This window comes from Nocardioides sp., from assembly GCF_047606145.1.
Classification (GTDB): Bacteria; Actinomycetota; Actinomycetes; order Propionibacteriales; family Nocardioidaceae; genus Nocardioides.
In genome coordinates, this window is record NZ_JASGET010000118.1 from 107,611 (window position 1) to 134,186 (window position 26,576).

General features: G+C 72.2%; 23 protein-coding genes. 13 read left to right on the top strand and 10 right to left on the bottom strand.

All coding sequences use genetic code 11. The features are described from left to right. Positions 1-93: 93 nt before the first annotated feature. Positions 94-1,158: a phosphoribosylformylglycinamidine cyclo-ligase gene (purM, locus tag QM638_RS15590; RefSeq protein ID WP_415143265.1), complete on the bottom strand. Its 1,065-nt coding sequence runs from the start codon at positions 1,156-1,158 to the stop codon at positions 94-96. Positions 1,159-1,202: 44 nt separating this feature from the next. Further along, positions 1,203-2,735 (bottom strand): amidophosphoribosyltransferase, encoded by a 1,533-nt coding sequence (purF, locus tag QM638_RS15595; RefSeq protein ID WP_415143266.1) that lies wholly within the window; start codon positions 2,733-2,735, stop codon positions 1,203-1,205. Between the two features lie 146 nt (positions 2,736-2,881). Here purF and QM638_RS15600 point away from each other — a divergent pair, with 146 nt between their 5' ends. Continuing rightward, on the top strand, positions 2,882-4,810 hold the full coding sequence (locus QM638_RS15600; RefSeq protein ID WP_415143267.1) for a sensor histidine kinase: 1,929 nt from the start codon (positions 2,882-2,884) through the stop codon (positions 4,808-4,810). Continuing rightward, complete coding sequence (locus tag QM638_RS15605) at positions 4,807-6,585, top strand: sensor histidine kinase (protein ID WP_415143269.1); 1,779 nt, start codon at positions 4,807-4,809, stop codon at positions 6,583-6,585. The genes QM638_RS15600 and QM638_RS15605 overlap by 4 nt, the downstream gene beginning before the upstream one ends. 11 nt (positions 6,586-6,596) lie before the next feature. Here the strand turns inward: QM638_RS15605 and QM638_RS15610 are convergent, their stop codons facing one another. Beyond that, on the bottom strand, positions 6,597-7,952 hold the full coding sequence (locus tag QM638_RS15610) for a dipeptidase (protein ID WP_415143271.1): 1,356 nt from the start codon (positions 7,950-7,952) through the stop codon (positions 6,597-6,599). Positions 7,953-7,973: 21 nt separating this feature from the next. Next, on the bottom strand, positions 7,974-8,333 hold the full coding sequence (locus tag QM638_RS15615; RefSeq protein WP_415143272.1) for a sterol carrier family protein: 360 nt from the start codon (positions 8,331-8,333) through the stop codon (positions 7,974-7,976). A 19-nt stretch (positions 8,334-8,352) separates the two neighbouring features. Between QM638_RS15615 and QM638_RS15620 the strand changes: the two genes are divergently transcribed. Further along, positions 8,353-8,541: a hypothetical protein gene (locus tag QM638_RS15620; protein WP_415143273.1), complete on the top strand. Its 189-nt coding sequence runs from the start codon at positions 8,353-8,355 to the stop codon at positions 8,539-8,541. 36 nt (positions 8,542-8,577) lie between these two features. Here the strand turns inward: QM638_RS15620 and QM638_RS15625 are convergent, their stop codons facing one another. Next, positions 8,578-8,955, bottom strand: a complete 378-nt coding sequence (locus QM638_RS15625; protein WP_415143275.1) for a hypothetical protein — start codon at positions 8,953-8,955, stop codon at positions 8,578-8,580. 82 nt (positions 8,956-9,037) lie between these two features. Here QM638_RS15625 and QM638_RS15630 point away from each other — a divergent pair, with 82 nt between their 5' ends. Together QM638_RS15630 and QM638_RS15635 are read left to right on the top strand one after the other, a co-directional pair. Continuing rightward, complete coding sequence (locus QM638_RS15630; protein ID WP_415143276.1) at positions 9,038-9,259, top strand: hypothetical protein; 222 nt, start codon at positions 9,038-9,040, stop codon at positions 9,257-9,259. 357 nt (positions 9,260-9,616) lie between these two features. Further along, positions 9,617-10,960: a DUF222 domain-containing protein gene (locus tag QM638_RS15635; protein ID WP_415143278.1), complete on the top strand. Its 1,344-nt coding sequence runs from the start codon at positions 9,617-9,619 to the stop codon at positions 10,958-10,960. 22 nt (positions 10,961-10,982) lie between these two features. Here the strand turns inward: QM638_RS15635 and QM638_RS15640 are convergent, their stop codons facing one another. From QM638_RS15640 to QM638_RS15660, 5 genes are read right to left on the bottom strand one after another with little or no spacing between them, the layout of a single operon-like run. Beyond that, complete coding sequence (locus QM638_RS15640) at positions 10,983-12,050, bottom strand: ketopantoate reductase family protein (protein ID WP_415143280.1); 1,068 nt, start codon at positions 12,048-12,050, stop codon at positions 10,983-10,985. A gap of 7 nt (positions 12,051-12,057) precedes the next feature. Continuing rightward, entirely contained in the window at positions 12,058-14,403 is a 2,346-nt protein-coding gene (locus QM638_RS15645) for a molybdopterin-dependent oxidoreductase (protein WP_415143282.1), read from the bottom strand. Between the two features lie 24 nt (positions 14,404-14,427). Continuing rightward, complete coding sequence (locus QM638_RS15650) at positions 14,428-15,783, bottom strand: MBL fold metallo-hydrolase (protein ID WP_415143284.1); 1,356 nt, start codon at positions 15,781-15,783, stop codon at positions 14,428-14,430. Positions 15,784-15,798: 15 nt separating this feature from the next. After that, positions 15,799-17,187 carry an FAD-binding oxidoreductase gene (locus QM638_RS15655; RefSeq protein ID WP_415143286.1) on the bottom strand — a complete coding sequence of 463 codons (1,389 nt, stop codon included), beginning with the start codon at positions 17,185-17,187 and terminating at the stop codon, positions 15,799-15,801. An 8-nt stretch (positions 17,188-17,195) separates the two neighbouring features. Beyond that, positions 17,196-17,981 (bottom strand): alpha/beta hydrolase, encoded by a 786-nt coding sequence (locus QM638_RS15660; protein WP_415143288.1) that lies wholly within the window; start codon positions 17,979-17,981, stop codon positions 17,196-17,198. A 123-nt stretch (positions 17,982-18,104) separates the two neighbouring features. Here QM638_RS15660 and QM638_RS15665 point away from each other — a divergent pair, with 123 nt between their 5' ends. The 8 genes from QM638_RS15665 (at position 18,105) to QM638_RS15700 (ending at position 26,569) form a co-directional block, all read left to right on the top strand. Further along, a complete protein-coding gene (locus tag QM638_RS15665; protein ID WP_415143290.1) occupies positions 18,105-18,494 on the top strand; it encodes a hypothetical protein in 390 nt (129 codons plus the stop codon). Positions 18,495-18,566: 72 nt separating this feature from the next. Next, positions 18,567-19,451 (top strand): LysR family transcriptional regulator, encoded by an 885-nt coding sequence (locus QM638_RS15670; RefSeq protein ID WP_415143291.1) that lies wholly within the window; start codon positions 18,567-18,569, stop codon positions 19,449-19,451. A 4-nt stretch (positions 19,452-19,455) separates the two neighbouring features. Then, positions 19,456-20,337 (top strand): sulfurtransferase, encoded by an 882-nt coding sequence (locus QM638_RS15675; RefSeq protein ID WP_415143293.1) that lies wholly within the window; start codon positions 19,456-19,458, stop codon positions 20,335-20,337. A 179-nt stretch (positions 20,338-20,516) separates the two neighbouring features. Continuing rightward, entirely contained in the window at positions 20,517-21,746 is a 1,230-nt protein-coding gene (locus QM638_RS15680) for an LLM class flavin-dependent oxidoreductase (RefSeq protein ID WP_415143294.1), read from the top strand. After that, positions 21,743-22,930: an acyl-CoA dehydrogenase family protein gene (locus QM638_RS15685; RefSeq protein ID WP_415143296.1), complete on the top strand. Its 1,188-nt coding sequence runs from the start codon at positions 21,743-21,745 to the stop codon at positions 22,928-22,930. Before QM638_RS15680 ends, QM638_RS15685 begins: the two co-directional genes overlap by 4 nt. Positions 22,931-22,988: 58 nt before the next feature. After that, positions 22,989-24,659 (top strand): ABC transporter substrate-binding protein, encoded by a 1,671-nt coding sequence (locus QM638_RS15690; RefSeq protein WP_415143298.1) that lies wholly within the window; start codon positions 22,989-22,991, stop codon positions 24,657-24,659. Between the two features lie 39 nt (positions 24,660-24,698). Beyond that, a complete protein-coding gene (locus QM638_RS15695; protein WP_415143300.1) occupies positions 24,699-25,727 on the top strand; it encodes an ABC transporter permease in 1,029 nt (342 codons plus the stop codon). Then, on the top strand, positions 25,724-26,569 hold the full coding sequence (locus tag QM638_RS15700) for an ABC transporter permease (protein WP_415143302.1): 846 nt from the start codon (positions 25,724-25,726) through the stop codon (positions 26,567-26,569). The genes QM638_RS15695 and QM638_RS15700 overlap by 4 nt, the downstream gene beginning before the upstream one ends. Positions 26,570-26,576 lie beyond the last annotated feature (7 nt).

Genomic DNA, 26,576 nt, shown 5'->3' on the forward strand with positions numbered 1-26,576 from the left:
TCGCACACTCGGGTGTCGAAAATACGTTCGCGCGTCGCGAACGTCACGTTGCGGCCGGGTACGCCCGGCCGGCGACCCGGGAGGCGGGCGGGACTACCACCCCGGATGTACGCCGACCAGCTCCACCGATCCCCCCGGCGCGGCCGTGACCTCGCCGGCAACCCACGCGGCGACGCCGAAGCCGTCCAGCAGCCGACAGGCCGCGTCGGCGCACTCGGGGTCGACCAGCGCGACCATCCCGACGCCACAGTTGAGGGTGGCCTCCAGGTCCGCCTCGCCGAGGTCGCCGGTGCGTCGCACCAGGTCGAAGATCGGGGCCGGCGTCCAGGTCGCGCGGTCGATGCGGACCGAGACGGTCTCGGGCAGCACCCGCTCCAGGTTCGCCGCCAGGCCACCGCCGGTGACGTGCGACATCGCATGGGTGCCGGCCGTGCGGGCCAGGGCCAGGCAGGCCTTGGCGTAGACCCGGGTGGGGGTGAGCAGCTCCTCCCCCAGGGTGCGACCGAGGTCGTCGACGTGCTGGGCCAGGCTCAGCCCGGCGTCGGCGAGCAACACCCGACGGACCAGGGAGTAGCCGTTGGAGTGCAGCCCGGAGGAGGCCATCGCGATCACGACGTCCCCCGGTCGGACCCGATCGGAGCCGAGCAGGTCGGCCGCCTCCACCACGCCGGTGGTCGAGCCCGCCACGTCGTACTCGTCCGGGCCGAGCAGGCCGGGGTGCTCGGCGGTCTCGCCGCCGATCAGACTGCAGCCGGCCTCCACGCACGCCTCGGCGATGCCCTTCACGATCGCGGCCACCCGCTCCGGGATCACCCGGCCGGTGGCGATGTAGTCGGTGACGAAGAGCGGCTCCGCACCGCACACCACCAGGTCGTCGACCAGCATCCCGACCAGGTCGTAGCCGATGGTGTCGTGCTTGTCGAGAGCCTGCGCGATCGCCACCTTGGTGCCGACTCCGTCGGCCGAGGTGGCCAGCAGCGGGCGCTCATAGGCCTTGAGCGCGGAGACGTCGAAGAGTCCGGCGAAGCCGCCGATGCCGCCGACCATCTCGGGGCGCCGGGACTTCTCGATCCACTCCTTCATCAGCTCGACCGCGCGGTCTCCCGCCTCGATGTCGACGCCGGCCGCGGCATAGGCGTTGGTCTGGGGATCGGTCACGACGGCTCCTCGCTGCGGGCGGCTCGGGGGACGGCTCGGGTGGGTCAGGGGTTGTTGAGGACAGGCAGCGCCTTGCCCGCCGACGGGGACCGCAGGCTCACCTCGAGCAGATGCTTGCCGAGCAGGCTCTCGTCGGGGAGCTCGACCGGGTACTCGCCGGTGAAGCAGGCGGTGCACAGGATGTCGCGCCGCTGGCCGGTGGCGCCGATCATGCCGTCCAGGGAGATGTAGCCCAGCGAGTCCGCACCGATCGAGGCCGCGATCTCCTCGACGTCCAGGCCGTTGGCGATCAGCTCGGCACGGGTGGCGAAGTCGATGCCGTAGAAGCAGGGCCACTTCACCGGCGGCGAGGAGATCCGCACGTGCACCTCGGCGGCGCCGGCCTCGCGCAGCATCCGGATCTGGGCACGCTGGGTGTTGCCGCGCACGATCGAGTCGTCCACGACCACCACTCGCTTGCCCCGGATCATGTGCTCCAACGCGTTGAGCTTGAGCCGGATGCCGAGCTGGCGCAGTGTCTGCGAGGGCTGGATGAAGGTGCGTCCCACGTAGGAGTTCTTCACGAACCCCTGGCCGAACGGGATGCCGCTCTCCTCGGCGTATCCGGTGGCGGCCGGCGTGCCGGACTCGGGGACCGGGATCACCAGGTCCGCCGTCACCGGGAACTCCCGGGCCAGCACCCTGCCCATCTCCACCCGGGCCTCGTGCACGTTGCGACCGGAGATGGTGGCGTCCGGGCGGGCCAGGTAGACGTACTCGAACACGCAGCCGCGCCGCTCCGTCTCGGCGAACCGGACGGTGCGCAGCCCGGACTCGTTGATGACGACCATCTCGCCGGGCTCGATCTCCCGCACCACACTCGCGCCGACGGTGGCCAGGGCGGCGTCCTCCGACGCGATCACCCAGCCGCGCTCGAGCCGGCCGAGCACCAGCGGGCGGATCCCCTGCGGATCGCGCGCCGCGAACAGGGTGTCCTCGTTCATCCACACCAACGAGAAGGCGCCACGGATCTTCGGCAGGATCTCCAGCGCCCGGTCCTCCAGCGAGCTGTCCGGGTGGTGGGCCAGCAGCTCGGTGAGCAGCGAGGTGTCGTTGGTGGAGACCGGCGCGTGCCGACCCTCCGCGTGCGCCGGCAGCCGCTCCGCCCAGGAGCGCAGGTCGGAGACGTTGATCAGGTTCCCGTTGTGGCCGAGCGCGACCGACCCGTCGGGGGTCGGGGTGAAGATCGGCTGGGCGTTCTCCCAGATGCTCGCCCCGGTGGTGGAGTAGCGGGCGTGGCCGATGGCCAGGTGACCCTGCAGGGTGTCCAGGATCGTCTCGTCGAAGACCTGGGAGACCAGGCCCATGTCCTTGTAGACCAGGATCTGGCGGCCGTTGCTGACCGCGATCCCGGCCGACTCCTGCCCGCGGTGCTGCAGGGCATAGAGGCCGAAGTAGGTGAGCTTCGCGACGTCCTCGCCGGGAGCCCAGACGCCGAACACGCCGCACTGGTCCTGAGGCCCCAGGTCATGTGGGTCGAGCGCCGCGGTGAGCCGTCCGTCGCCGCCGTGCCGGCGCGACCTGGAGTGGTTGACCACACGGCCAGTCTAGGCGGTCGTCCGGCGCTCGCCGAAACCTCAGCACCCGTTCTTTCCGAAACGCCAGGTCAACGGTTCGGCGTCATGATGAGGTGCGATCAAGCGTCATCCTCATGACAACCCACTAGCGATTCGTTGAATCTCCGATGCCGGACAGCAGCCTCGACCCCACCTCAGGTCCTGTCGCCGGGCCCCTCAGCGGGGCATCGGCGCCGCCGGCCTACCCGGGGACCGGTACGCCGTTCGTCTCCGAGCTCGCCGGCGTGGAGCTCTCCACGGAGCGGTCGCTCGTCCCGACGCAGGAGCTCTCCGGTGAGCAGAACCTGGCCGACGTACAACTGATCATCGACAGCCTCACCGCTCTGGCCGGCTTCGGCGTGGCGAGCGTCAGCATCGTGCGCGACGACAGCCTGCAGGCGGTGGCCGTCTCGGGCAGCGCGGCGGCTCGGGAGACGCTCTTCCGTCATCCGACACCGATCAGCGTGCTGGCGGAGGACCTGGCCAGGGCGGACGACTGGGGCCTCTTCAAGTTCGTGCCGGCCGAGCGTCTCGGCGAGAGTCAGCCGTGGGGCTGGGTGCCGGACCTGGAGCCCACCGACGATCCCGGCGCCTGGCACCCGCTCGACCTCCTGGTGGCCCCGTTGCGCGATGCCGAGGGTCGGCTGCGGGCGACGCTCACCGTCGACGTGCCGCGCGACGGCCGGCGGCCGGACGCCGAGCGACGCGCCACCCTCGCCAGGTACGCCGCCCAGGCGGAGCAGGCGATCCTCCGCGCCCTCGCCCGGCGCGGCCTGGCCCGCCAGCTGCGACTCGCCGAGCACGCCCGCGACATCGTCCGCGACGCCTCTCGCCATCTCGGCCCGGACGAGATGATCACCCGGATCGGGCCCCAGCTGCTCGAGGTGTTCCACGTCGTCGGCCTGTGGTTCTTCACCGTCGAGCTGGACGGCAGCACCAGGATCCGCAGGTGCCTGGCCGATGACCGAGCCGACCTCGGCGAGATCGGCCACATCCTGGTGCCGAGCGCCGCCGACGCCGCCCGGCTGTGGGCCGAGCAACGGGTCGGCCACGTGGACCTGCACCGCGAGACCGGCACCACCAGGGTCGGCAGCCTGAATCGGACGGGGCGGATCGCCGAGCTGCGCGAGCTCAGCCGGTCGCACGCGCTGACCTCACTGGTCTGTGCGCCGCTCGGTGCCGGGGACGACTGTCACGGCGCGCTGGTGCTGGCCGGGGCGAGCGGGGTGCCGTGGAGTGAGATCGAGCTGACCGCGGCCTTCGAGCTGGGCAGCGACCTCGGCCGACTGCTGCACCGCTCCCGGACCTATCAGCGTCAGCAGGCGGCGGCCCGCCGGCTGCGCGAGCTGAACGGCCACAAGAGCAACCTGATCGCCACCGTCGCCCACGAGCTGAAGAACCCGCTGACCGCGCTGGGGTGGAACGCCGAGGTGCTCCCCACGACCCGGACGCCGCAGGAGTACGCCGACACCCTGCTGGTGATGATGCGCAACCGCGACCGGACCGAGCGGATCGTCGACGACCTGGCGATGCTCTCCGCGGTCTCGGATCCCGACCAGCTGCCGGCATCACGGCCGGTGGACGTGGGCGCGGCGGTCCGCAGCGCCTACGAGCTGGCGGCGATCCCCGATGCTCCGTCGATCGTGCTCGAGCTGCCGGTACCGCCGCTGTGGGTGGCGGCCGCGCCGGGCGAGCTCGAGCGGGTGGTCCTCAACCTGCTCACCAACGCGGTCAAGTACGCCGGCGACGACCGGGCGCCGATCCTCGTCCGGGTGGCGGCGACGGAGGCGGACGGCACCGACCTGGTCGAGCTCCGGGTGATCGACCACGGCATCGGGATCTCCGAGTCCGATCAGCGACGACTCTTCACCGAGTTCTTCCGCACCACCAATCCCGAGGCGCTCGCCCAGCCCGGCACCGGGCTGGGACTCACCATCGTCGAGCGCATCGTCACCAGCCGGGGCGGCACGGTCGAGGTCGACTCCGCACTCGGCCGGGGCACCACGTTCGTCGTACGGCTGCCGCGGGTCGGGCAGCCGGAAGCGGGGGTGTCGTGAGCGACGGCCCGCCTTCCGCCGATCCGCTCGGCCCGGTCAGCGCCGGCGATCCGGATCTGCAGTTCATCGCCGAGGGGATCACCAGCCTGGTCGGCTTCCGGTCGGTGGCGATCAACATCCGCCGCGGCGACGACTACGAGGTGGTGGCGGTCGCCACCGAGCCGATGATGAGCGTCACCGGGCAGATGCAGACCGCCGAGCAGATCGTCGGCACCCGCTGGTCGAGCGCCCTGCTGGCCGACCTGGTGGAGGGCCAGACCGCCTACGGCTCGTTCGTGCTCACCTCGCCCTCGGAGCCGCCCGAGGAGGTCGGGCTGTGGTGGAACCCCGAGGTGGAGCCCGTCGGCCCCGACGGCTGGGGTCCGTTCGACTCGCTGAACGCCCTCATCCACGACGAGCAGGGCACCATCGTCGGCCTGCTCTCCATCGACCAACCGGTCAGCGGCCGGCGGCCGGACGCGGCCCAGCTGCGCATCCTGGACCGCTTCGCGGAGCAGGCCCGCGCGGCGATCCTGCAGATCCTGGAGCGCGACCAGCTGGCCGAGCGCGCCCGGAACCTGGCGGACGCGCGCGAGTTCCTGCGCCGCTCCACCGCCGACCTGACCATCGGAGACGTCCTCGACGCCAGCTACGACGCGCTGCTGCGCGGCGCCGACGCCGATCACCTGTGGATCGACGCCCGGGGCTCGGACGGCGATGCCCTGTTCTACGCCTCGCCGGAGCTCGAGTGGCGACCCTCGCCGGCGCAGACCGCCCTCGCCCTGGCAAGCCTGGCTCGGCCGCTGACGGCCGAGAGGACGGCCATCTTCACCCGGGAGCAGCTGAGCGAGAACACCGACATCGCCCCCTACGCCGGGGTGCTCGCGGAGGTCATGGACTCCGTCGCCGCCCACTCGATGCTCGTCGCCGCCCTGGGTGACGACACCCGGATCGGCCACCTGGTGTTGTTGCGTGCCGCCGGCCGGCCGCCGTGGAGCCCGGCGGACGTGCGCCAGATCCAGGAGCTGAGTCGAGACGTCACCCGGGTGGTCCAGGCCAACAACTCCTACCTGGAGGAGAAGGCGCTGGTCGAGCAGCTTCGTCGCGCCGACCGGGCACACAACAGGCTCATCGACACGGTCAGCCGTGAGCTGCGGGCACCGCTGATCCAGCTCAGCGAGGGCCTGCAGCAGGTACGGCGCTCCGAGCGCGAGTCGCGGCCCTGGCAACGTGGGCTGGCCATTATCGAGCAGAGCGGCGAGCGGATGGTGAAGATGATCGACGCGCTGCTGCTGCTCTCCCGGCTCAGCGATCCCAGCGTCCCGCCAGCGCGCGACCCGGTCGACCTCGGGCTGGTCGCGATCGGCATCACCGCGCCGTACCGCTCGGCGGTGCAGGAGCACGAGATAGCGCTGGACGTGGTCACGCCGCCGACCCCGGCCGTCGTACGCGGCGATCGGACCGAGTTCGGCGTGCTCGTCGGCCATCTGCTCGAGAACGCGATCGCGGCCACCCCACCGCACGGCCGGGTGCACGTGGAGGTGGCCGACAGCGCCGAGGACGACACCGTGCGGCTGATGGTGAGCGATACCGGCGTCGGCATCCCGGAGATGGCGACCGAGACGATCTTCGGCGAGTTCGTCCGTGGCGCCACCCGCGGCGGCACCGGGCTGGGCCTCGGACTCACCATCGTGGAGCGGATCGCCGAGCGGCATCACGGCAGCATCGAGGTCGACTCGACCCCGGGGATGGGCTCCCGGTTCCGGGTCTCCTTCCCCCGCTCGACCTCCGACTGAGGCCGCGCCCGCTACCCCGCGAGCCGGGCGAGCAGCAGCGCCTCGGCCAGCAGCACCCGCTCGAACTCGGCGAGGTGCAGCCCCTCGTTGGCGCCGTGCGCCCGGGTGTCGGGGTCCTCGACCCCGGTGACGAGGACCTTGGCGTCGGGGAAGGTGTCGAGGAACTCGGCGATGAACGGGATCGAGCCGCCGACCCCCATGTCGATCGGCGGGGTGCCGTCCCAGGCCTCGGTGAACGCGGCCCGGGCGGCGTCGTAGGCGGGTCCGGTGGCCTCGATCCGGGTGGCCTCGCCGGTGTCCACCACCGTGGTGCTCAGCCTCGCCCCCCAGGGCGTGTGGGCCGCCAGGTGCGCCTGCAGGGCACGAATGGCGTTCTCGGCGGTGTCTCCGGGCGCGGTCCGCAGCGAGATCCGGGCACGAGCCGCCGGGACCAGGGTGTTCGAGGCCCCCTCGACCTTGGGCGCGTCGAACCCGGTGACGGAGAGTGCCGGCTTGGTCCACAGCCGCTCGACCGCGGACCCGCTGCCGATCCACTCCAGGCCCAGGACCGCGCCGGACTCGGCCCGCAGCCGGTCCTCGGGGTAGTCGACGTCCGCCGCGGGGCCGGCGTACAGCCCCGGGATGGCGACGTCGCCACGGTCGTCGTGCAGGCTCGCGATCAGCCGGGAGAGCGTCATCACCGCGTCCGGGACCAGTCCGCCCCACATCCCGGAGTGGACCGCATGGGTGAGCGTGCGCACCTCGACGTCCATCCGCACCAGGCCGCGCAGGCTGGTGGTCAGCGCCGGGACGCCGATGTCCCAGTTGCCGGAGTCGGCGATGACGATCACGTCGGCGGCGAGCCGGTCGCGATGGAGCGCGAGCAGCTCCGGGAGAGTGTCCGAGCCGACCTCCTCCTCGCCCTCGATGAACAGCCGCACGGTGACCGGCAGGTCGTCGGCGAGCAGCCGGACGGCGCCGAGGTGACCGGCGATGCCCGCCTTGTCGTCGGCCGCCCCGCGGCCGTAGAGGCGTGCCCCGCGCTCGGTCGGCTCGAACGGCGGGGAGTCCCAGTCGGCGTGGTCGTTCTCGGGCTGGACGTCGTGGTGGGCGTAGAGCAGCACGGTCGGCGCGCCCTCGGGACCCTTCTTCTCCCCGATCACCGCGGGCGGCGCACCCGGCTCGGTGCGCACGATCTCGACCTCGAACCCCTCGGCCGCGAACAGCTCCGCTGTCCGCGCCGCACTCCGTTCCACCTCGCCGGCCCGCGCCGGGTCGGCGCTGACCGACTCGATCCGGACCAGTTCCTCCAGGTCACGGCGGATCCCGGGGAGCAGCTCGGGCAGGCGCCTGCGGAGCTCATCGATGCTGATCTGCGAACCAGTCATGAGACCCGAGGCTATCGGCTCTCAGCCCAGCGGCAGGTACGGCGTCAGGTCGGTGCGCTCCCCCGAGGCCGTCGCTAGCGCCCGATCGAGCGCATCGGCCCAGGCGAGCTCACCGGTGGCGAGCGCGATCCAGGTCGCCGCGTCGGTCTCGATCACCGCCGGCGGCGTACCCCTGGTGTGCCGGACGCCCTCGATGCACTGCACCGCGGCGTACGGCGGGACCCGCACCTCGACCGATCGCCCGGGCGCCCGGGCCTCCAGCAGCGCCAGGTAGTGCTTGGTGAGCAGCCGCAGATCCGCGCGCGCCGTCGAGCCGGCGCGCAGTCGGGCCTGCGCCGCGGCCACCTCGGCGGGCTCGGCGGGCTTGAGTCGGGCGGGCACGGCCCCAGTCTCACACCCCGTGGCCGCCTGCTACGCGCTGATCCCGTTCGGCGGCCTCCTCGGCGGTGGCCTGGTGAGCACGCTCGGGTTCTCCTCGGCGATGCTGATCTGCGCGGCGGCGTACCTGGCGGTGACGATGCTCCCCGCCGTCGACACCACCTGGCGCCAGATCGACGTCCGCGATCCGGCGGCGGCGCGGGCCGGCTGAGGTGGACCGGCCATCCGACCCAGCTGGCTGGTCCGGCTAGCCGACCTCGCGGGGCCGAGGCACCCGCGGGATGCCACCGAGGCGACGCTGGAAGCGGACCCGATCGGCGTGCGCGTCCAGGAGCTCCCACAGCGCCAGGTGCGCCGCCCAGGGCAGCGGCTCGTCGCCGCGGCGCCAGCTCGGCCCGAACCCGATCCACACCGGCACCCAGTCCGCGGCCTCGTCCCAGCTGCCACGGTGCGCCATCAGCATCCGGCGGCGGACCTGGAAGGCCATCCGCTCGCCGTCCACGCAGATCGGCGCCGACCTGACCGGCCAGAGCTGGAGGTCGTGCGTCATCAGCTCCAGCTCGAGGTCGCCGAGCACGCCGGGGTCGACCAGGACGGTCGCGACGTTCTCGTGTGGGCGCCTCATGCAGGCACGCTACTCGACGGCGCCGACCTGACAGCAGATTGTCAGGCGAAACTCAGCGCGCACCCAGGATCGGTGAGGTAACGTGGTCCTTGCCCCGCTGGTGACCCGAGACGCCAGCGGGGTTCTTACATTTCCCACCGGAGCCGGCGACCCCCCGGCACGCGATCACGGCCTGACCGAGACCCGCACCTTCGCGCTCCCGCCGTGGACGTGGGCGTCGCCGGCGTACCTGATCGTCACCTTCTTCCTGGTGCCCGCGCGGTGGAACTTCGGCAGCCGCACCATCCGGCCGGCCGCGACGTAGTCGTCATCGCCGGTGTAGCTCAGCTTCGGCCGGTGGACCCTGACCCGCAGCGCTCGCGGACCCGACCTTGAACCGGCGTTGCCCGCGGCCAGGGTAGCGGCGCCCAGCGTGGGCGTGACCGGTCCCTCGGACGGAGGCCGCTAGCGCCGAGGGCCGCCCCGGGTGTACCGCGCGACACTGACCGGGCTCCGCGCGAGGCTCCCGTGACTCACGGTTTCGTGGGCGCTCCTACCGGCCGCGGCGGAAGGTTGCGCGCTCGCCAGCGACGCGGCTTCGGCGATGCTCACGAACGCCAGCGCAGTGGCGGATACTCACAGCCACGCTTGTTTTTCGTACATTTGTTCGATATCATGAAGTATGTCTCGCTCACAGTCGACCGTCGACCTGGTCGAGGTCGCGTGCGCCAGTCAACGCGCGGCGCAGCGGGCGGAGGTCGAGGTCATGCAGGCCGCGGTCGCCTACGCCGCCCGGCACTCCATCGTGTTGAGTGACCCCGACGTCGCGCCTGGTGTCGATGGGGATGATCGACTGCTGGAGTATCCGGGTCCGGCGGGGGTCTCGGAGTTCGCGATCGCGGAGTTCGCCGCGGCGTTGGGCTGGTCCACCATGGCGGGGCGGGTCTACTTCGCCGACGTGTTGGAGATCCGGTACCGGTTGCCCCGCACCTGGGCCCGGGTCCAGGCCGGGGAGGTCCCGGTGTGGCGGGCCCGGCTCATCACCCGCCACACCGGTGACCTGACCGACCAGGCCGCGGCCTATGTCGATGCCCAGATCGCACCCCTGGCCCACGAGGTCGGCGCGATCCGGTGTGACCGGATCTGCGACCAGGCCCGTGACCTGTACGACCCCGAGACCGCCGAGGCACGCCGCGCCGAGACCGCCGAGACCCGCCATGTCTCCTTCCATGGCCCCGACCACCGACTCGACCAGGGACACCAGGCACTGACCTACCTCGAGGCCACCCTGGACGCTGCCGACGCCGCCGACCTCAACCACGTCCTCGCCGAGATCGCCCACGACCTCCACCTCGCCGGCGACACCGACTCCCTCGACGTACGCCGCGCCAAAGCGCTGGGCCATCTCGCCCGCGGCGACACCCCAGACCCCGCCACGCCCTCCCCCACGGCACATAAGGCCCACACCGCACACACGGACCGGTCGCGCCGGGGCACCACTCGCCGCGGCATCGACCTGGTCGTCCACCTCACCGACAGCGCCCTGACCGGCATCGCCGACTGCCCCACCCTGAAGACCCACCTCAGCCTGGGCCAGGTCCTCGGCTGGATCCACGACCTCGACCCCACCGCGCCACTCACCATCCGGCCCGTCATCGACCTCAACCACGAGACCCACACCACCGGCTACATCCCACCCCCGCGAATGCGCGAACAGATCCTCCTCGCCGAACCCATCTGCGCCTTCCCCTACTGCACCCGAACAGCCACCACCCACACCGACCTCGACCACGTCATCGCCTACCAGCCCGATGCGCCGACACCAGGCATCCCCCAGACCACCACCGACAACCTCGCCCCCCTCTGCCGCACCCACCACCGGCTCAAGACCCACGGCCACTGGCGCTACGACAAGCTCGCCCCCGGCCACTACCTCTGGACCTCCGCCACCGACCGCACGTACCACAAGACCCCCACCGGCACCACCCACCTCCACGACCCGCCCGATCCGAGACGCCCTGAATAGGCCGGTGAGGTGTCTAGCGACCTCACCCGCCGGCCAGCGCCAGCACCTCGTCGACGTGATGGACACCGGGCGCCTCACCGAGCGCCGCCGAGCGGCCGAGCACGCGTTGCAGCGCGGCGTTGGCCGGAGCGCTCAGGCCGTGCAGCCGGGCGAGCAGCACCATCTCACCGTTGAGATAGTCGACCTCACTGCCGGCCCCGCGGGCGAAGCTCTGCCAGGTCGACGGCCGATGACCGCCGTACGACGGCGAGAGGGCCGCCTCACCGGGGTCGTGGCTCAGCTCGGTGGCGGGATCTGCCACGTCGTGGCCGGCGGCCGCGAGCACCGTCCTCGTCTCGGCGAGGATCAGCTGGCGAAGGGCTGCGAGGCGCTGCTCCGGGCCTTCGAGCACGGCGAGCGCGAAGGTGACGTTGCTCAGCACCTTCCAGGCGAGCCAGCGCTCGATGTCCGGTACCGCCTGGCAGAGCCAGTTCGCCTTGCGGAGATCCGCCGCGACCTGCTCGGCGTAGCCGCTCGACCGGCTCGACCGATTCGACCGGCTCGACGCGCCGGCGCCTGCCTGCGGCACCGACGCGGCGCGCCCGGGGTAGGCGCCGATGACCAACTGACCGATCCGCGGCGCGTTCCCCACCTCGACCTCGCCGGGTACGACGTGCCGGGCGGCCACCAACGCGACCCCACCGATCACGCATCCGAAGTAGCGTAGGGCGACCCGCTCCGCGTCGAGCCCGTTCTGGGTGAGCACGATCGCCAGGTCGGCCGCGACCCCACCTCCGGTCACCGGGCGCCAGGCCCACTCGGCAAGTGTCGCCGACGCGTCCTGGCTCTTGACCGCGAGCACCAGCACGTCACCCGGCCGCAGCTCGACCCCGGCGGCACCGTCGGCCACCTCGACGTCGAGGGTGCGGGTGCGGCCGTCGTGGGTGAAGCGCAGGCCGCGCTCCCGGATCGCCGTGTGGGTGGCACCGCGGGAGACCAGCACGACCTCCCGTCCCGACTCCTGCAGGCCCGCGGCGAGCGCGGTGCCGACCGCACCGGCGCCGATGACGACGTAGCGATCGATCCTGGTGGCGGCGAATTCCTCGGTCATGGTTCCTCTACCGGTCGGTCGGCTGGTCGGTCGGCTGGTCGGTCGGCTGGTCGGTCGGCTGGTCGATGGCGGGGGACGGGACGAGCACCGGCGGACGGTAGGCCCGGATCTCGGGCAGCGGGCCGTCGTACCGCTCGACACGGACTCGGACGTGCGCACCGGTGCACCCCTGGGCGAGTGCGGAGGTGCCGATGTCCTCGGTGAGCACGTTGACGTTGCCGTTGACGCAGTCCGCCACCTCGGGCGCGGAGCCGTCGAACCAGGACCCGGTGTGCATCTGGGCGACGCCGGGCAGGACCGCGTCGGTGACCACGACACCGGCCAGCAGGCTGCCGGCCGGGCTGCGCACCAGTGCCACGTCGCCCTCGCCCAGGCCGCGGGCGGCGGCATCCTCGGGGTGCAGCCGGACCGGCTCACGGCCGGCCACCTTGGTCGCCTGGCTGGCCGCACCCATGTCCTGTTGGCTGTGCAGCCGATGACTGGGCTGATTGCACAGCAGATGCAGGTCGAAGGCGGCCGGGACCCGGCGCGGCTCGAGCCAGCTGGCGTGCGGCGGTACGTCGGCCTGCCGGTAGCCGGCCAGCGTCTGGGAGTAGAGCTCGATCCGGCCGCTCGGGGTCTGCAGCGGGTTCGTGTCCGGATCGGCGCGGAAGGCCGCGAAGACCGGGTCGTCGTACGGGATCCGCGGCAGGTCGACCCCGCCAGCCGCCCAGAACTCCTCGAACGGCGGCGCCGCGGGCGAACCCGGCGCGGCCCGCCACTCCTGATAGATCCGGCGCAGCCAGCCGGCCTCGTCCAGGCCCTCGGTGAAGTCGGCGTCGAGCCGGTCGGCGAGATCGGTGAAGATGGCGAACTCGGTGCGGGCCCCGGCGTACGGCTCGACCACCTTGGCGCTGGCGCGCAGCCGGGCGTCCCCGTTGCCGGCCGCCAGATCGTCGCGCTCCAGGGGCGAGGCGACCGGGAGCACGATGTCGGCGTGCCGGGCGGTCGAGGTCCAGTGCATCTCGTCGACCACGAACGTCTCCAGCCGGCCGAGGGCGCGCCGCAGCCGCCGCAGGTCCTGATGGTGATGGAACGGGTTGCCGCCGGCCCAGTAGGCGAGCCGGACGTGCGGGTAGCGGTGGTGGCCGCCGTCGTAGTCGAACCTCTCCCCCGGGTGCAGCAGCAGGTCGCTGATCCGGGCGCACGGGATGAAGTCGGCGACCGGGTTGACGCCCTGCGGGAACGTCGGCAGCGGCACCCTCCGACTGCCGTTGCCGTAGTCGCCCATCGACCCGAAGCCGTGCACGAAGCCACCACCGGGCAGTCCGAGCTGGCCGAGGAAGGCGGCCAGGGTGAGTCCGGCGAAGATCGGCTGCTCGCCGTGCTCGCCGCGCTGCAGGGCGAAGACGACGTTGACCAGGGCCCGCGAGTCCGCCATCTCGTGGGCGAGCGCGCGCAGCCGCTGCGCCGGTGCACGCGAGATCCGTTCGGCCCATTCGGGGGTCTTGGGAACGCCGTCGGCGCGACCGAGCACGTAGTCGCACACCCGGTCGGCGCCGACGGTGTAGCGAGCCAGGAACGCCTGGTCGGCGCGACCCTCGGTGAGCAGCACCCAGACCAGGGCGAGCATCACCGCGGTGTCGGTGCCCGGCAGGATCCCGATCCACTCCGCGCCCAAGTCGGCGAAGGCGTCGTCGCGCTGCGCGGACAGGGAGACCACCCGGGTGCTCGCGCCGACCCGGCGGGCCGCGGCGGAGCCGAGGTGCCGGTGGTGTCCGCCGGGGACCACCCAGGTGTTGGAGCGACGCAGGCCGCCGAAGGTGACCAGCAGCTCGGTGTGCCGGTCGACCTCGGCCCAGGAGACCGGCCGCGCGCGCAGATCGAGGTCGCCCTGGCGTCCGATCAGGTGGGGCAGCAGCACCATGCTGGCACCCCGGCTGTAGTCGTTGACCGACCTGGTGTAGCCCCCGATCCGGTTGAGGAAGCGGTGCAGCTGGCTCTGTGCGTGGTGGAACCGGCCGGCGCTCCCCCAGCCGTAGGAGCCGCCGAAGATCGCGGAGTTGCCGTACTGCTGCCGGACCCGGCTCAGCTCGCCGGCCACGAGATCGAGCGCGGTCGGCCAGTCCACCTCGACGTAGACGTCGTCCGGGTCGCCGCGGGTCTCGTCCGGCCCGGGGCCGCGCTCCAGCCAGCGCCGCCGTACGGCCGGCCGGGCGACCCGGGAGGCGGCCCGATGAGCGCCGGCGACGTTGCCGATCGCGGGCGCGGGGTCGATCTCATCGGGGTGCGGACGTACGTCGAGCAGCTCGCCGTCCTCGTCCACACTGGCGAGGAAGGAGCCCCAGTGCGCGCTCGACTCGACGGTCCTCATCGGGTCCCCCTCATCGGGTCCACCTCATCGGGTCAGCCCCAGTTCGACGGCCCCGTCGTAGCGGTCGTCGATGTGGATGACCTCGCGCCCGGCGGCGTCCAGGATGCTCGCCGCGGTGCCGGCCCGGAAGCCACCGGCACAGTGCACCCAGGTACGGCGACGGGGCAGCTCGTCGAGCCGAGCCGTGAGCTCGTGCAGCGCGAGGTGCACGGCACCGGGCAGGTGCCCGGCGGCGTACTCCTCGACCCGGCGCACGTCGAGGACGAGGTCACCGGCCACCCGCTCGGTGGCCAGCTCCTTGAAGCTCGCCCTGCGGTAGCCGCGGCGCGGCACCGCCGGCGCGAGCGCGTCGAGCGACCCCCAGGCGGCCTCGAACTCCTCGCGGCCGATCCGGGCGAGTGCGCGTCGCGCGGTCAGCAGGTCGGCCGCCGTCTCCCCGATCACGACCAGCGGTTCGTCGTACGGCGTCAGCCAGCCGACGTAGGTGGCGAACTGACTGCCCAGACCGATGCTGAGGGTCCGGACGAGGTGGTCGGCGGCGAAGTCGGCGCCCGGCCGCAGGTCGACCACGTGTGCACCGGTGTGCAGCAGTCGGGCCAGCGCGGTCGGCGTGAGCGGCTCGGGCAGACCGAGCTCGGGCAGGCTCGGGCCACGCAGGTTCCTCGGCGCCATCTCGGCGTAGTAGGCGGGATAGGCGCCGAGGCCGGCGATCAGCTCGTCGGCGAAGCTCTGCTCGTCGGCGGCCAGCAGCGCCACGTTGGCGCCGCGCTCGGCAGCGATCGTCGACTGGTCCTGGCCGCCGCGCGCGACGGCCGGAGCGGCGGCGCAGAAGCTGCCGAAGCCGTGGGTCGGACAGAGCACCGTGTCGCCCGGCAGCGCACCGAGGCGGTGGGCCGAGCGGTACTGGGCGAGGCTGAGCTCACGGGTGCGGGCCGGATCGACCAGATCGGTGCGGCCGACGGTGCCGTAGAGCAGCGAGCCGCCGCTGAACAGCACCGGCGGCTGCGTCACCGCGGCGGTGTCGGTCACCAGGTAGGAGAGATGGGTGTCGGTGTGGCCGGGAGTGGCCAACACCCGGATCGCCAGGGTGCCCAACGCCAGCACCTGGTCGTCGTGCAACGGCAGTCGATCGAAGTCGACCTCGTCGGCCGCGTTGATCCCGTACGCCGCTCCGGCACGCCGGGCCAGCTGGAGACCCCCGGTCAGGTAGTCGTTGTGGATGTGGGTCTCCAGCACGCCGGCCAGGCCCGGACCGTCCTCGAGCAGCGTCTCGACCCGGTCGATGTCGCGCTGCGGGTCGATGACGACGCTGACGGTGCCGTCGTCGACGAGATAGCTGCGGTTGCCGAGATCCGGGGTCTCGATGGTGCGGATGCGCATCTGCCAGCTCCGTGCTCACAGGCCCTTGCCGGGATTGAGGATGTGGTGGGGGTCGAGTGCGTGCTTGATCGCGCGCTGCACCGCTCGCGTCTGGGGACCGAGCTCGCGGTCGAGCCAGTCCCGCTTGAGCGCGCCGATGCCGTGCTCGCCGGTGACCGTGCCGCCGAGCTCGATCGCCAACGCGAAGATGTCGTCGCCGGCGGCGACCACCTCCGCCGGCACCTCGCCCGGCGCCTGGCCCGGCGCTTCGGCGGCGTAGCCGATGATCGGATGCAGATTGCCGTCGCCGGCGTGGGCGAAGGAGTAGACCTCGACGCCGTGTCGCCGGGCGATCCGGTCGACGCCCGCGAACGCCTCGGGCAGGCGTGAGCGTGGCACGCAGATGTCCTCGATGAGCGCGTGGGCGACGGCCTCGATCGAGGGCAGCGCCAGCCGACGCGCGGCGACCAGAGCCTCCGACCCGGCCTCGTCGAGGCCGACCTCGACCCAGGTGGCCTCCTTGCCGAGGAGCTCGGCGATCGCGGCGATCTCGGTCTCGGCACCGGTCCCGTCGGCCTGGGCGATCACCAGCGCGCCGCCGCGATCGGCGTAGTCGGTGCCCTGGACCCGGTCGATCACGGCGAGGGTGTGGTGGTCGAGCAGCTCCAACATCGACGGCTGCCACCGGGCCCGGCCGATCGCCGTACAGGCGGCCGCCGCGGCGGCGACGTCGGGGAAGGTGGCCGCGGCGGTCAGCGTCACCGCCGGTCTCGGGTGGAGCCGCACGGTGGCGCCGACCACGACGCCGAGGGTTCCCTCCGAGCCGACGAAAAGCGAGGTCAGGTCGAGACCGGCGACGCCCTTGAGCGTCGCCCGGCCGGTGTGGATCAGGGTGCCGTCGGCGAGCACCACCTCGAGGCCCAGGACGGCCTCCCGGGTCACGCCGTACTTGAGGCAGCGCAGACCGCCGGCGTTGGTGGCGATGTTGCCGCCGACGGTCGAGATCGCCGCGCTGGCCGGATCCGGCGTGTAGCGCAGCCCGTACGCCGCCGCGGCGCGGTCCAGCTCGGCGGTGATGACGCCGGGCTGGACGGTGGCCGTCTGGTCGTCGACGTCGATGGCGAGGATCCGGTCCAGCCCGCTCAGGTCGAGCACCACGCTGCCGGCGCCGGCCAGCGCTCCGCCGGCCAGTCCGGTGCCGGCGCCGCGCGGCACCACCGGCACCCGGTGCTCGTGGGCGATCCGGAGGGTCTCGCGGACGTCGTCGACCCGCTCCGCGCGCACCAGCGCGGCGGGCAGCCCGACCGGGCGCGCCCCCGACCGGTCGACGGCGGCGACGGCGAGGTCCGCAGGGTCGGCGGAGACGCTGCCGAACCGGCCGACTCCGGCGCGGAGCCGTTCGAGGAGGTCGGCCGGCACAGTCACCGGCACGGTCATCGCGGGATCTGGTGGACGATCGCCGGCGCTCCGGCACCGAGCTTGAGATGCTCCAGGAAGAGGATGACGGTCGCGGCCACCGAGCGGTGGCTGAGGTCGTTGAGCACGTCATGGTGGGCACCGGTGATCAGCCGCAGCTCGGCGCCGTCGACATCGCGGAACTCGTCGAAGGCGTCGGCGGCCAGGGTGACCGGGTCGGCGCTGCCGTGGAGGACGAGGACCGGCTTGTCGGTGGGCGCCGGGACGAGCCCCGGCGGGACCGGCAGGCTCAGGCTGCCGCGGTCGAACTCCGGGTCCTCGCTGAGCACACGACGGTGCGCCGGACAGGCCGAGCGGGCCTCGAGCTCGGCGTCCCAGTCGGTGGACCCCGCGCTCTGCGGGGTCTCGGATCCGGAGATCCCGGACCCAGCGGTGTCGGCCGAGGGCAGCGCGAGACCGGCGATCACCGCCGCATCCACCCGCGGGTCCGCGGCGAGCGCCGCCGCCACCGCGGCGCCGGTGTCGGCCCCGAGGAGCACCTTCGGCGCCGGCAGGTCGGCGTCGTCGAGCAGGTCGGCGACCCGATCCCGGGCGGCGTCGAGGTCGTCCAGGTCGATCTCGACGTAGCGCACCTTGTAGGCGTCGGCCGACAGACGCCGGCCGAGCCGGCCGTACGTCGCCGCGCTCTCTCCGCGGCCGGGCAGCAGGATCAGGGTGCCACGCGGGGCGAGGCCGTCGGGCTCGTCCCAGGCGGCATGCGAGGCGGCGTGCGAGGTGGCAGCGGGCAGCACAGTCGAGGTCATCTCACCACGGTCACCCCGCGGACCGGATCCCGTCCAAGATTTGTCTTCTCACTCGATCGACAAAGAACCTTGATAGATGGCCGAACGCCTGCCGTCCTCGTCCCGATCTGGGACCATCGGCGCATGACCAACGCGGCGGAGTGCTCGGCGACGAGATCCACGAACGGGCCCCGCTCGCGGGGTCGGCTCCGTCCGTCCGGCGTGCTCGCCGCCGGCGTCATCCTGTTGGTCTCGAGTGGGATCGTCCTGATCTCACCTCTCCTGGGTCACGTCACCCTCCTCGACAGATCGGACCAGCGCGCGGTGGCGTTCGGATGGCCGTTCGCGTGGCTTCACCAGGATCAGCGGGCCGTGGACCCGCCGTTCCCGACGACCACCGGGTTCTACTCGCCGCTGGAGAACCCCACGTCGCTCTCGTGGGTCATGCTCCTGCTCGACGTCGCCGTCGTCGTCGCGGCCCTGGCGGCCGTCCTCGCCCTCCTGGTCAGCGGCTTGCGCCGCATCCGTCGCTGACCCTGGGCGACCGCGGCGCTCCGCGATCCGAGACCTGACCGGATCCCGGCGGCGGCCCGCTACGATCTAAACATGACTAATTCGCTTGACATTGAGCACCTAAGGACGCTGATCGCGATCGCGGAGTGCGGCGGGTTCAGCAAGGCGGCCACCGTGCGCCACCTCAGCCAGCCGGCGCTGAGCCAGCATGTGCGACTGCTCGAGCGAGGCCTGAAACGGAAGCTGTTCGTCAAGGACGGCCGCCAGATGCGCTTCACCGCGGAGGGCGACCGGGTCCTCGCCGAGGCCCGCCACCTGGTGGAGATGCACGACGAGGTGATGCGACGCCTCGCGGTCGAACAGCACACCGCGATCACCGTCGGCTCCACCGAGCACGCCGCCGAGCAGGTGCTCCCGGAGATGCTGCGCGTGATCCGCGACGCCTTCCCGGATGCCACCACCCGGTTCGAGATCGGCCGCTCCACCCGGCTGGCCGACGAGATCACCCGCGGCACCCTGGACCTCGCCTTCGTGCTCGACCCCAGCGGCAGCGGCGCCGGGCACGAGGTCGGCCAGCTCCCGCTGCATTGGTACGCCGCCCCGGGCTGGACTCCGCCCGAACCCGGCCGGCCGCTCCACCTGGTGGCCTTCGAGGAGCCGTGCGGCCTGCGCGAGCAGGCCCTGCAGCTGCTCTCCGCCGCCGGCCGGATGGTCGAGGTGACGGCACAGTCGAGCACTCTCGAGGGCGTGCTGGCCGGCGTACGCGCCGGACTCGGGGTCGCGCTGCTGCCGAGTGCCGGTGGCCGGCCCTTCGGCCTGACCCGACGCCGCGATCTGCCCACCGCCGGCACCGCCGCCCTGCGCCTGATCGCGCGGCGCGGCCTCGACCCGGCCGTCGCCGAGACCGCCCGCATCGCCGGCGAGACGTTCTTCTCCCGCCCTGCCCTTGCCCTCGTCCCACAGTCCCCAGGAGCCTGATCCCATGACCTCCCACACCGGCCGCGCCGCGGTGCTCACCACCGCCGAGGAGCTGGCCGCCGACCTGACCGCCTCCCGGCCCCCGATCGTGCTGGACGTGCGCTGGAGCCTGGGCGGCCCGCCGGGGCACGGCGAGTATCGGGGCGGCCACATCCCGAGCGCGGTCTACGTCGACCTCGACGCCGAGCTGGCCGGCCACGGCGGCGACCCGACGAACGGCCGGCACCCGTTGCCCGACCCGGTCGATCTCGAGGCGGCGATCCGCCGCTGGGGCATCCACGACGACGACCGGGTGGTGGCCTACGACGCGAGCGGCAATCTCGCCGCCGCCCGGGCCTGGTGGCTGCTGCGCTGGGCCGGCCTCGCCGATGTCCGGCTGCTCGACGGCGGCCTGGCGGCCTGGACGGCCGCCGGCGGCCCGCTGTCCACCGACGAGGTGACGCCCACCCCCGGCGACGCGAGCGTCCGGCCCGGCTCACTGCCGGTGCTGAGCGTCGAGGAGGCCGCCTCCTGGCCGCGACACGGCGTCCTCCTCGACGCCCGGGCACCGGAGCGCTACCGCGGCGAGAGCGAGCCGATCGACCCGAAGGCGGGTCACATCCCCGGCGCCCACAACGCGCCGACCGGGGACAACCTGACCGCCGACGGACACTTCCGCCCGACCGAGGAGCTGCGGGATCGGTTCGCCGCGCTGGGCGCGACCGAGCGGCCGGTGGCGGCGTACTGCGGCTCCGGGGTGACGGCCGCCCACCAGCTCGCCGCGCTCGCCATCGCCGGTGTCGAGGGCCGGCTCTACCCGGGGTCGTGGTCGCAGTGGAGCAACCTCGACCGGCCGGTGGCGACCGGCGCCGAGCCGGGTCGAGGGGCCGGACGGACCGGTCGATAACCCCCGGCTATCGGATCCCATACCTCATACCTGTTGGACCGGGCGTTCCGGCGCCCGTAGCGTCGTACCAGGCCCACCACCCGGCGGTTGCAACTCGGCGCGGGAGCCTCATCGGCCTAAATATCAGTAACTCAGTCAACAAACACATTTAAGTGTGTCCTTCCGAAAGGAGCTCCCCGATGACCCTCGCACTCACCACCGGCCAGAGCATCCCGGCCACCGCCGCGAAGACCGTCGAGTTCATCAGCCTCTCCCATCTCAACCCGGCCACCGAGCTCAACCCGATCAAGACCCGCGGCATCGAGCTGAGCTACTTCCGCACCTACGTGCGCGCCCTCGAGGACGGCGGCTACGACTACACCCTGCTGCCCTACGGCTCCGGCACGGCGGACTCCTTCGTGGTCGCCTCCGCCGTCGGAGCGCTCACCGAGCGGATCAAGCCGATCGTCGCGCTGCGACCGAACACCGCACTCCCCCAGGTCGCGGCACAGCAGCTCGCCACCCTCGACCAGCTCACCGAGGGCCGTGCCGTGGTCCACCTGATCTCCGGCGGCTCCGATGCCGAGCAGGCCCGGCACGGCGACTACCTGCCCAAGGAGCGCCGCTACGCCCGCACCTCGGAGTACATCGACCTGCTGCGCCGCAGCTGGACCGAGAAGGCGCCGTTCAGCCACGACGGCGAGTTCTACTCCTTCGACGGCTTCGGGCCCGGCTTCGCGCCGTACGGCGACACCATCCCGATCTCCATCGGTGGCTCGTCGGATGAGGCCTTCGAGGTCGGCGGCGCCAAGGCCGACGTGTTCAGCTTCTGGGGCGAGCCACTGGCCGACATCCGTGGGCAGATCGAGCGGGTCAACGCGATCGCGGAGCGCCACGGCCGACCGAACCCCCGGATCTGGGTGACCTTCCGCCCCATCATCGCCAAGACCGACGAGCTGGCCTGGGCGAAGGCGCACGACTACGTCGGCAGGATCGCCGACACCTTCGCCAAGGCGGCGTTCGGCAAGCAGCTGCACGCCCAGGGCGAGCCGCAGAACGTCGGCTCGAAGCGCGCGCTGGAGTTCGCCGCCAAGTCCGACCTCTACGACCGCGCACTGTGGACCAGGACCGCCGCGGCCACCAACGCCACCGGTGCCTCCACCGCACTGGTCGGCTCGCCGGAGACCGTCGCCGCCGCGATCCTCGACTACGTCGACCTGGGCGCCGACCTGGTCTCGATCCGCGGCTACGACACCCTTGCCGACGCGGTCGACTACGGTCGCTACGTCCTGCCGCTGGTCCGCCAGGAGCTGGCCCACCGCGAGGCCACCGGCCAACGCGGCCGCCTGCAGGCGGAGCACCCGGGCAACTACGGTCCGGAGTACGCCGGCTACGCCACCGCCCGCCGCGGCGAGGTGGAGAGCGCGTGACCACGGCGGCCGAGCGGACCTTCGCGCTGCCCACCCCGGCACTGGGCGCGGACGACCTGGCGACGGTGAGCGCCGAGGTGGCCACCACCGCCGCCGCCTACGACCGCTCCGGCGCCGTCCCGATCGAGGGCCTGCGGGTGGCGCATGCGGCCGGCCTGCTCACCGCCACCGTCGGCACCAGCTGGGGCGGTCCGGGCCTCGGCCCGCGCGACGCCGCGCGGATCGTCACCGCGCTCGGTCAGGGCGACCCCTCGGTCGCACTCATCGCGGCGAACACCCTGATGGCGCACGCCGCGCAGGCCGCTCACCCGCACTGGCCCGCGGAGCTGTACGCCGACCTGCTGGCCCGCTCGGTGGTCGGTCCGGCGCCGGTGAACGCGATCCGGGCCGAGCCCGAGCTCGGTGCGCCGGCGCGCGGCGGCCTGCCGACCACCACCGCCACCCGGACACCGGACGGCTGGTCGCTGAGCGGTCACAAGGCCTACGCCACCGGCGGCACCAGCCTCGCCGTCCACCTCGTGTGGACCGTCGCCGACGAGCCGGGGCGCACCGGCGAGCCACGGGTCGGGCACGTCATTGTCCCGGCCGACTCGCCCGGGATCGCCTGGATCGAGACCTGGGATCATCTCGGGCTGCGCGCCTCGAACACTCACGACGTGGTCTACGACGACGTCCGGCTGCCGGCGGAGGCGTTCGTCGAGATCCCGCGCGGCGCCGACGGGGTCTACCGCGACCCGGCGGCGACCACCGGACCCACCGGCTTCGCCCACCAGGCGCTCTACCTGGGCGTCGCCAAGGCGGCCCGGGCCGCCTTCGTCGACTTCGCTCGCACCCGGGTGCCGGCGGCGCTGGGCCGACCGATCGCCCAGACCGAGCGGATTCAGGCGGTCGCCGGCGAGATCGACCTGCAGATCACCGTCGCCGAGACTCTGCTGCACGGCGCGCTGCTGCGCCTGGAGGCCGGCGACGACGGCGTCCTGGCGGAGCTGTCGAACATCAAGGTCGCCATCGGCCGCGCCGTCATCGGCGCCGTACAGACGGCCGTCGGCGCGCTGGGCAACCCCGCCCTGAGTCGCCACCATCCGCTGGAGCGGCACCTGCGGGACGTGCTCTGCGTGCGCGTCCATCCGCCGCAGGAGGACACCGTGCTGCTCGCCTCCGGGCGCCGCGTCCTGGCCGCCTGACCCCGTCGACCACCCCCACCACGAGCCCTTCCCGCCACCCATGTCACGGAGAACACCCATGAAGCCGTCTCTGTCCGCACGCCGCGGTCGCCGATCTCCCACCCGGACCCTCCGAGCCGCCGTCGGCATGTTCGCCGCGGCGCTCCTGGTCACCGGCTGCGGCGGGGGCTCCGGCGGCAGCAGCGGCTCCGGCTCGGGCGGATCGGCCGCCGGGGGCAGCATCACCTTCCTGATCGACTCGCTGGGTGACACCTGGGTGCCCAACAGCTCCTCGATCTCCAGCTTCCAGGGCAATGTCTGGAACCAGATCGCCGACAAGCTCGTCTACGTCGACGACAAGGGCAAGGCCTCACCCTGGATCGCCACCAGCTGGAAGCACAACAGCGACTACACCGAGTTCACCCTGAAGCTGAGGTCGGGCGTGACCTTCTCCGACGGCGAGAAGCTCAACGCCGCCGCGGTGGTCGCCAACCTGGACTACTGGGCCAAGGGGCAGAGCGACAAGGGCATCGCCCCGATCGGCCTCTTCCCGAAGACCTACACCGGCGCCAAGGCCGTCGGCGCGACCACCGTGAAGGTCGACTTCAGCTCGCCGACGCTCGGCTTCATCCCGGTGCTCGGCTACGCCGGCAGCATCCTGATCGCGCCGAAGGCGCTGGCGGGCTCGGCGACCCAGCAGGCCGACCTCGCCACCGACTACGGATCGGGCCCCTACACGGTGAAGTCGTGGAAGAGCGACGACAACGTCGTCCTGGTCAAGCGCAAGGACTACGACTGGGGTCCGGCGGCGAGCGGCAACACCGGCGCGGCCCACCTCGACCAGATCACCTACAAGGTGAACGCCGACCCGGCCGTACGCACCGCGGCCGTCCAGTCGGACCAGGCACAGGTGGCCTACAACCCCACGCCCCAGCAGATCACCCAGCTGCAGTCCGGCGGGTTCACCGTCTACACCCCGGTCTACCTCGGCTTCACCTACGGCTTCGCGCTGAACACCAAGACCGCGCTGTTCAGCGACACCAAGGTGAGGCAGGCGGTCCAGCACGGCATCGACCGTGACGAGATCCTCTCCACCGTCTACACCTCGGACTGGAAGGCGGCGACCTCGTTCTTCAACCAGACCGTCCCCGGCGTGGCCGACGAGAGCTCCGAGTTCGGCTACGACCCCACCGAGTCCGCCAAGCTGCTCAAGCAGGCGGGCTGGACCAAGGGCAGCGACGGCTACCTGACCAAGGACGGCACCGAGGCCGACCTGACGCTGTACGCCAACCCGTACCTGCCGACCTCCAAGCAGGTCGACCAGCTGGTGGCCACCCAGCTCGGCAAGCTCGGCTTCAAGGTCACCGTGCAGGCCTACGACGTGATCACCTACGGCGAGAAGGTGGTGATCGGCAGCTCCTCGGTGCCGGCCTACGAGATCACCCGCTCGATCGGTGACGCCTCCACCGCCGCCAACGTCTTCACCAGCGCCGATGGGGGCGAGAACTGGTTCAACCTCGGCACCTCGGACGTCACCCTCAACAAGCTGCGCACCCAGATCAGCGGCGCGACCGACCCCGACAAGCGCAACGTCGAGCTGGCCGAGCTGCAGAAGTACGTGCTCGAGCAGGCCTACTACATCCCGATCACCCAGATCGTGCAGCGCCCGCTGGTGACCTCGGCCTCGCTCAAGGGGCTCGTCGAGGACAGCACCGCGTTCCCCAGCTTCCGCAACGCCACCCTCGGCTGAGCGTGCCGTCGGCGTCGTGACACCTCTGGAAGGAGCCCGATGAGGAACACCTACCTCGGCTACCTGCTGACCCGCGTCGTCCAGGCGATCGTGGTGATCCTGGTCGCCTACGTGGTGACGTTCGCGGTGATCAGCATCCTGCCGGGCGACCCGGTCTCCGGGATGCTGAACAACCCGGAGAACGGCTTCACGCCCGACCAGGTCGACAAGATCGTGGCCTACTACAAGCTCGACCAGCCGATCTACGTCCAGCTCTGGCAGTCGCTGAGCCGCTTCCTCACCGGCGACCTCGGGATCTCGCTGCGAAGCAACCTCCCGGTCTCGCACATGATCGGCTCCGTCGCCGGCTCGACGTTCGCGCTGGCCGGGGAGGCGTTGCTGGTCGCCCTGGTGCTCGCCTTCGCCATCGGGTACGGCACCTACGCACTGCCGAGGTGGGCCGGCCGGGACGTGCTGCGGGCCTTCCCGTCGCTGTTCCTCTCGGTGCCCAACTATGTGATCGGGATGATCGTCCTGGTCGTCTTCTCCTTCCACCTCGGGCTGTTCTCGGTGGTCGACTCCCAGGGCGGTACGGCGACCTTCTTCGCCGCCCTCACCCTCGGCATCCCGGTCTCGGCTCAGCTGGCCGAGGTGGTGATCGCCAACCTCAACGGCGAGGCCGGCCAGGAGTACGCGACCGTCGCCCGCTCCCGGGGGCTGACCCAGGGCCGGCTGTTCGTGCTACACCTGCTCAAGCCGTCCGCGCTGCCGGTGGTCACGGTGATCGCGCTGATCGTCGGCGAGCTGCTCGGTGGGGCGGTCATCACCGAGCAGATCTTCGGTCGCGACGGGCTGGGCAACCTGGTGCAGCAGTCGGTGACCACCCAGGACACGCCGGTGATCCAGGCGGTCGTCTCACTCGCCGCCGTCATCTTCGTGGTGGTCAACCTGGCCGCCGACCTGGTCTACCCGCTGCTGGATCCGCGGGTGCGCGCCACCCACCGGATACGCCGGAGGGTCCCGGCGACCCGCTCGGCGCCGTTCACCCCCTCGGCCCTCACCTCCACCGGAAAGGCTGGCTCGCGATGAGCGTCTCAATCCTCACCGGACCGAGCGGCGTGCGCGCCGGCCGCCGCTGGGCCCTGGCCGTGCCACCCACCGTGATCGGTTCCTTCCTGGTCGTCGCGGTGATCGTGGCCTGGTCGGTGGCGCCCGGGCTGTTCGCCCATCAGAACCCGAAGGCCGGCGTACCGTCGCAGAAGCTGCTGCACCCCAGCGGCGCTCACCTGTTCGGCACCGACGAGCTCGGCCGGGATCTGTTCGCCCGGGTGGTGCACGGGGCGGCCTCGTCGGTCACCAGCGCCCTGGTCGCGGTCGCGATCGGCGTCATCGTGGGCAGCCTGCTCGGCCTGATCGCCGGGTTCTTCGAGGGCTGGACCGACATCGTGATCGCCCGGTTCGTCGACGTCCTGCTGGCCATCCCCGGCTTCCTGCTCGCGGTGGCGATCGTCAGCGCGCTCGGGTTCAAGACGATCAACGCCGCCATCGCCACCGGGATCACCGCCATCGCGGTCTTCGCCCGGGTGATGCGCTCGGAGGTGATCAAGGTCCGCAAGGCGACCTTCATCGAGGCCTCCTATCTCCAGGGCGGATCGCGGTGGCGGATCGTGCTCACCCACGTGCTGCCCAACGCCTCGCGCTCGATCGTGCCGCTGGCGGTGCTGCAGTTCGGCCTGGCCATCCTGGTCATCGCCGGCCTGGCCTTCCTCGGGTACGGCGACCCGCCGCCGGCCTCCGACTGGGGCCGGCTGGTGGCCGACGGCGAGCAGTATCCGTTCGCTGCCTGGCTCATCTACGCACCGGCGGCGGTCATCGTCGTCACCGTCCTGTCCCTCAACCGGATCAGCCGCTGGCTGCGCCGCAACGCCTGAGCGCCCG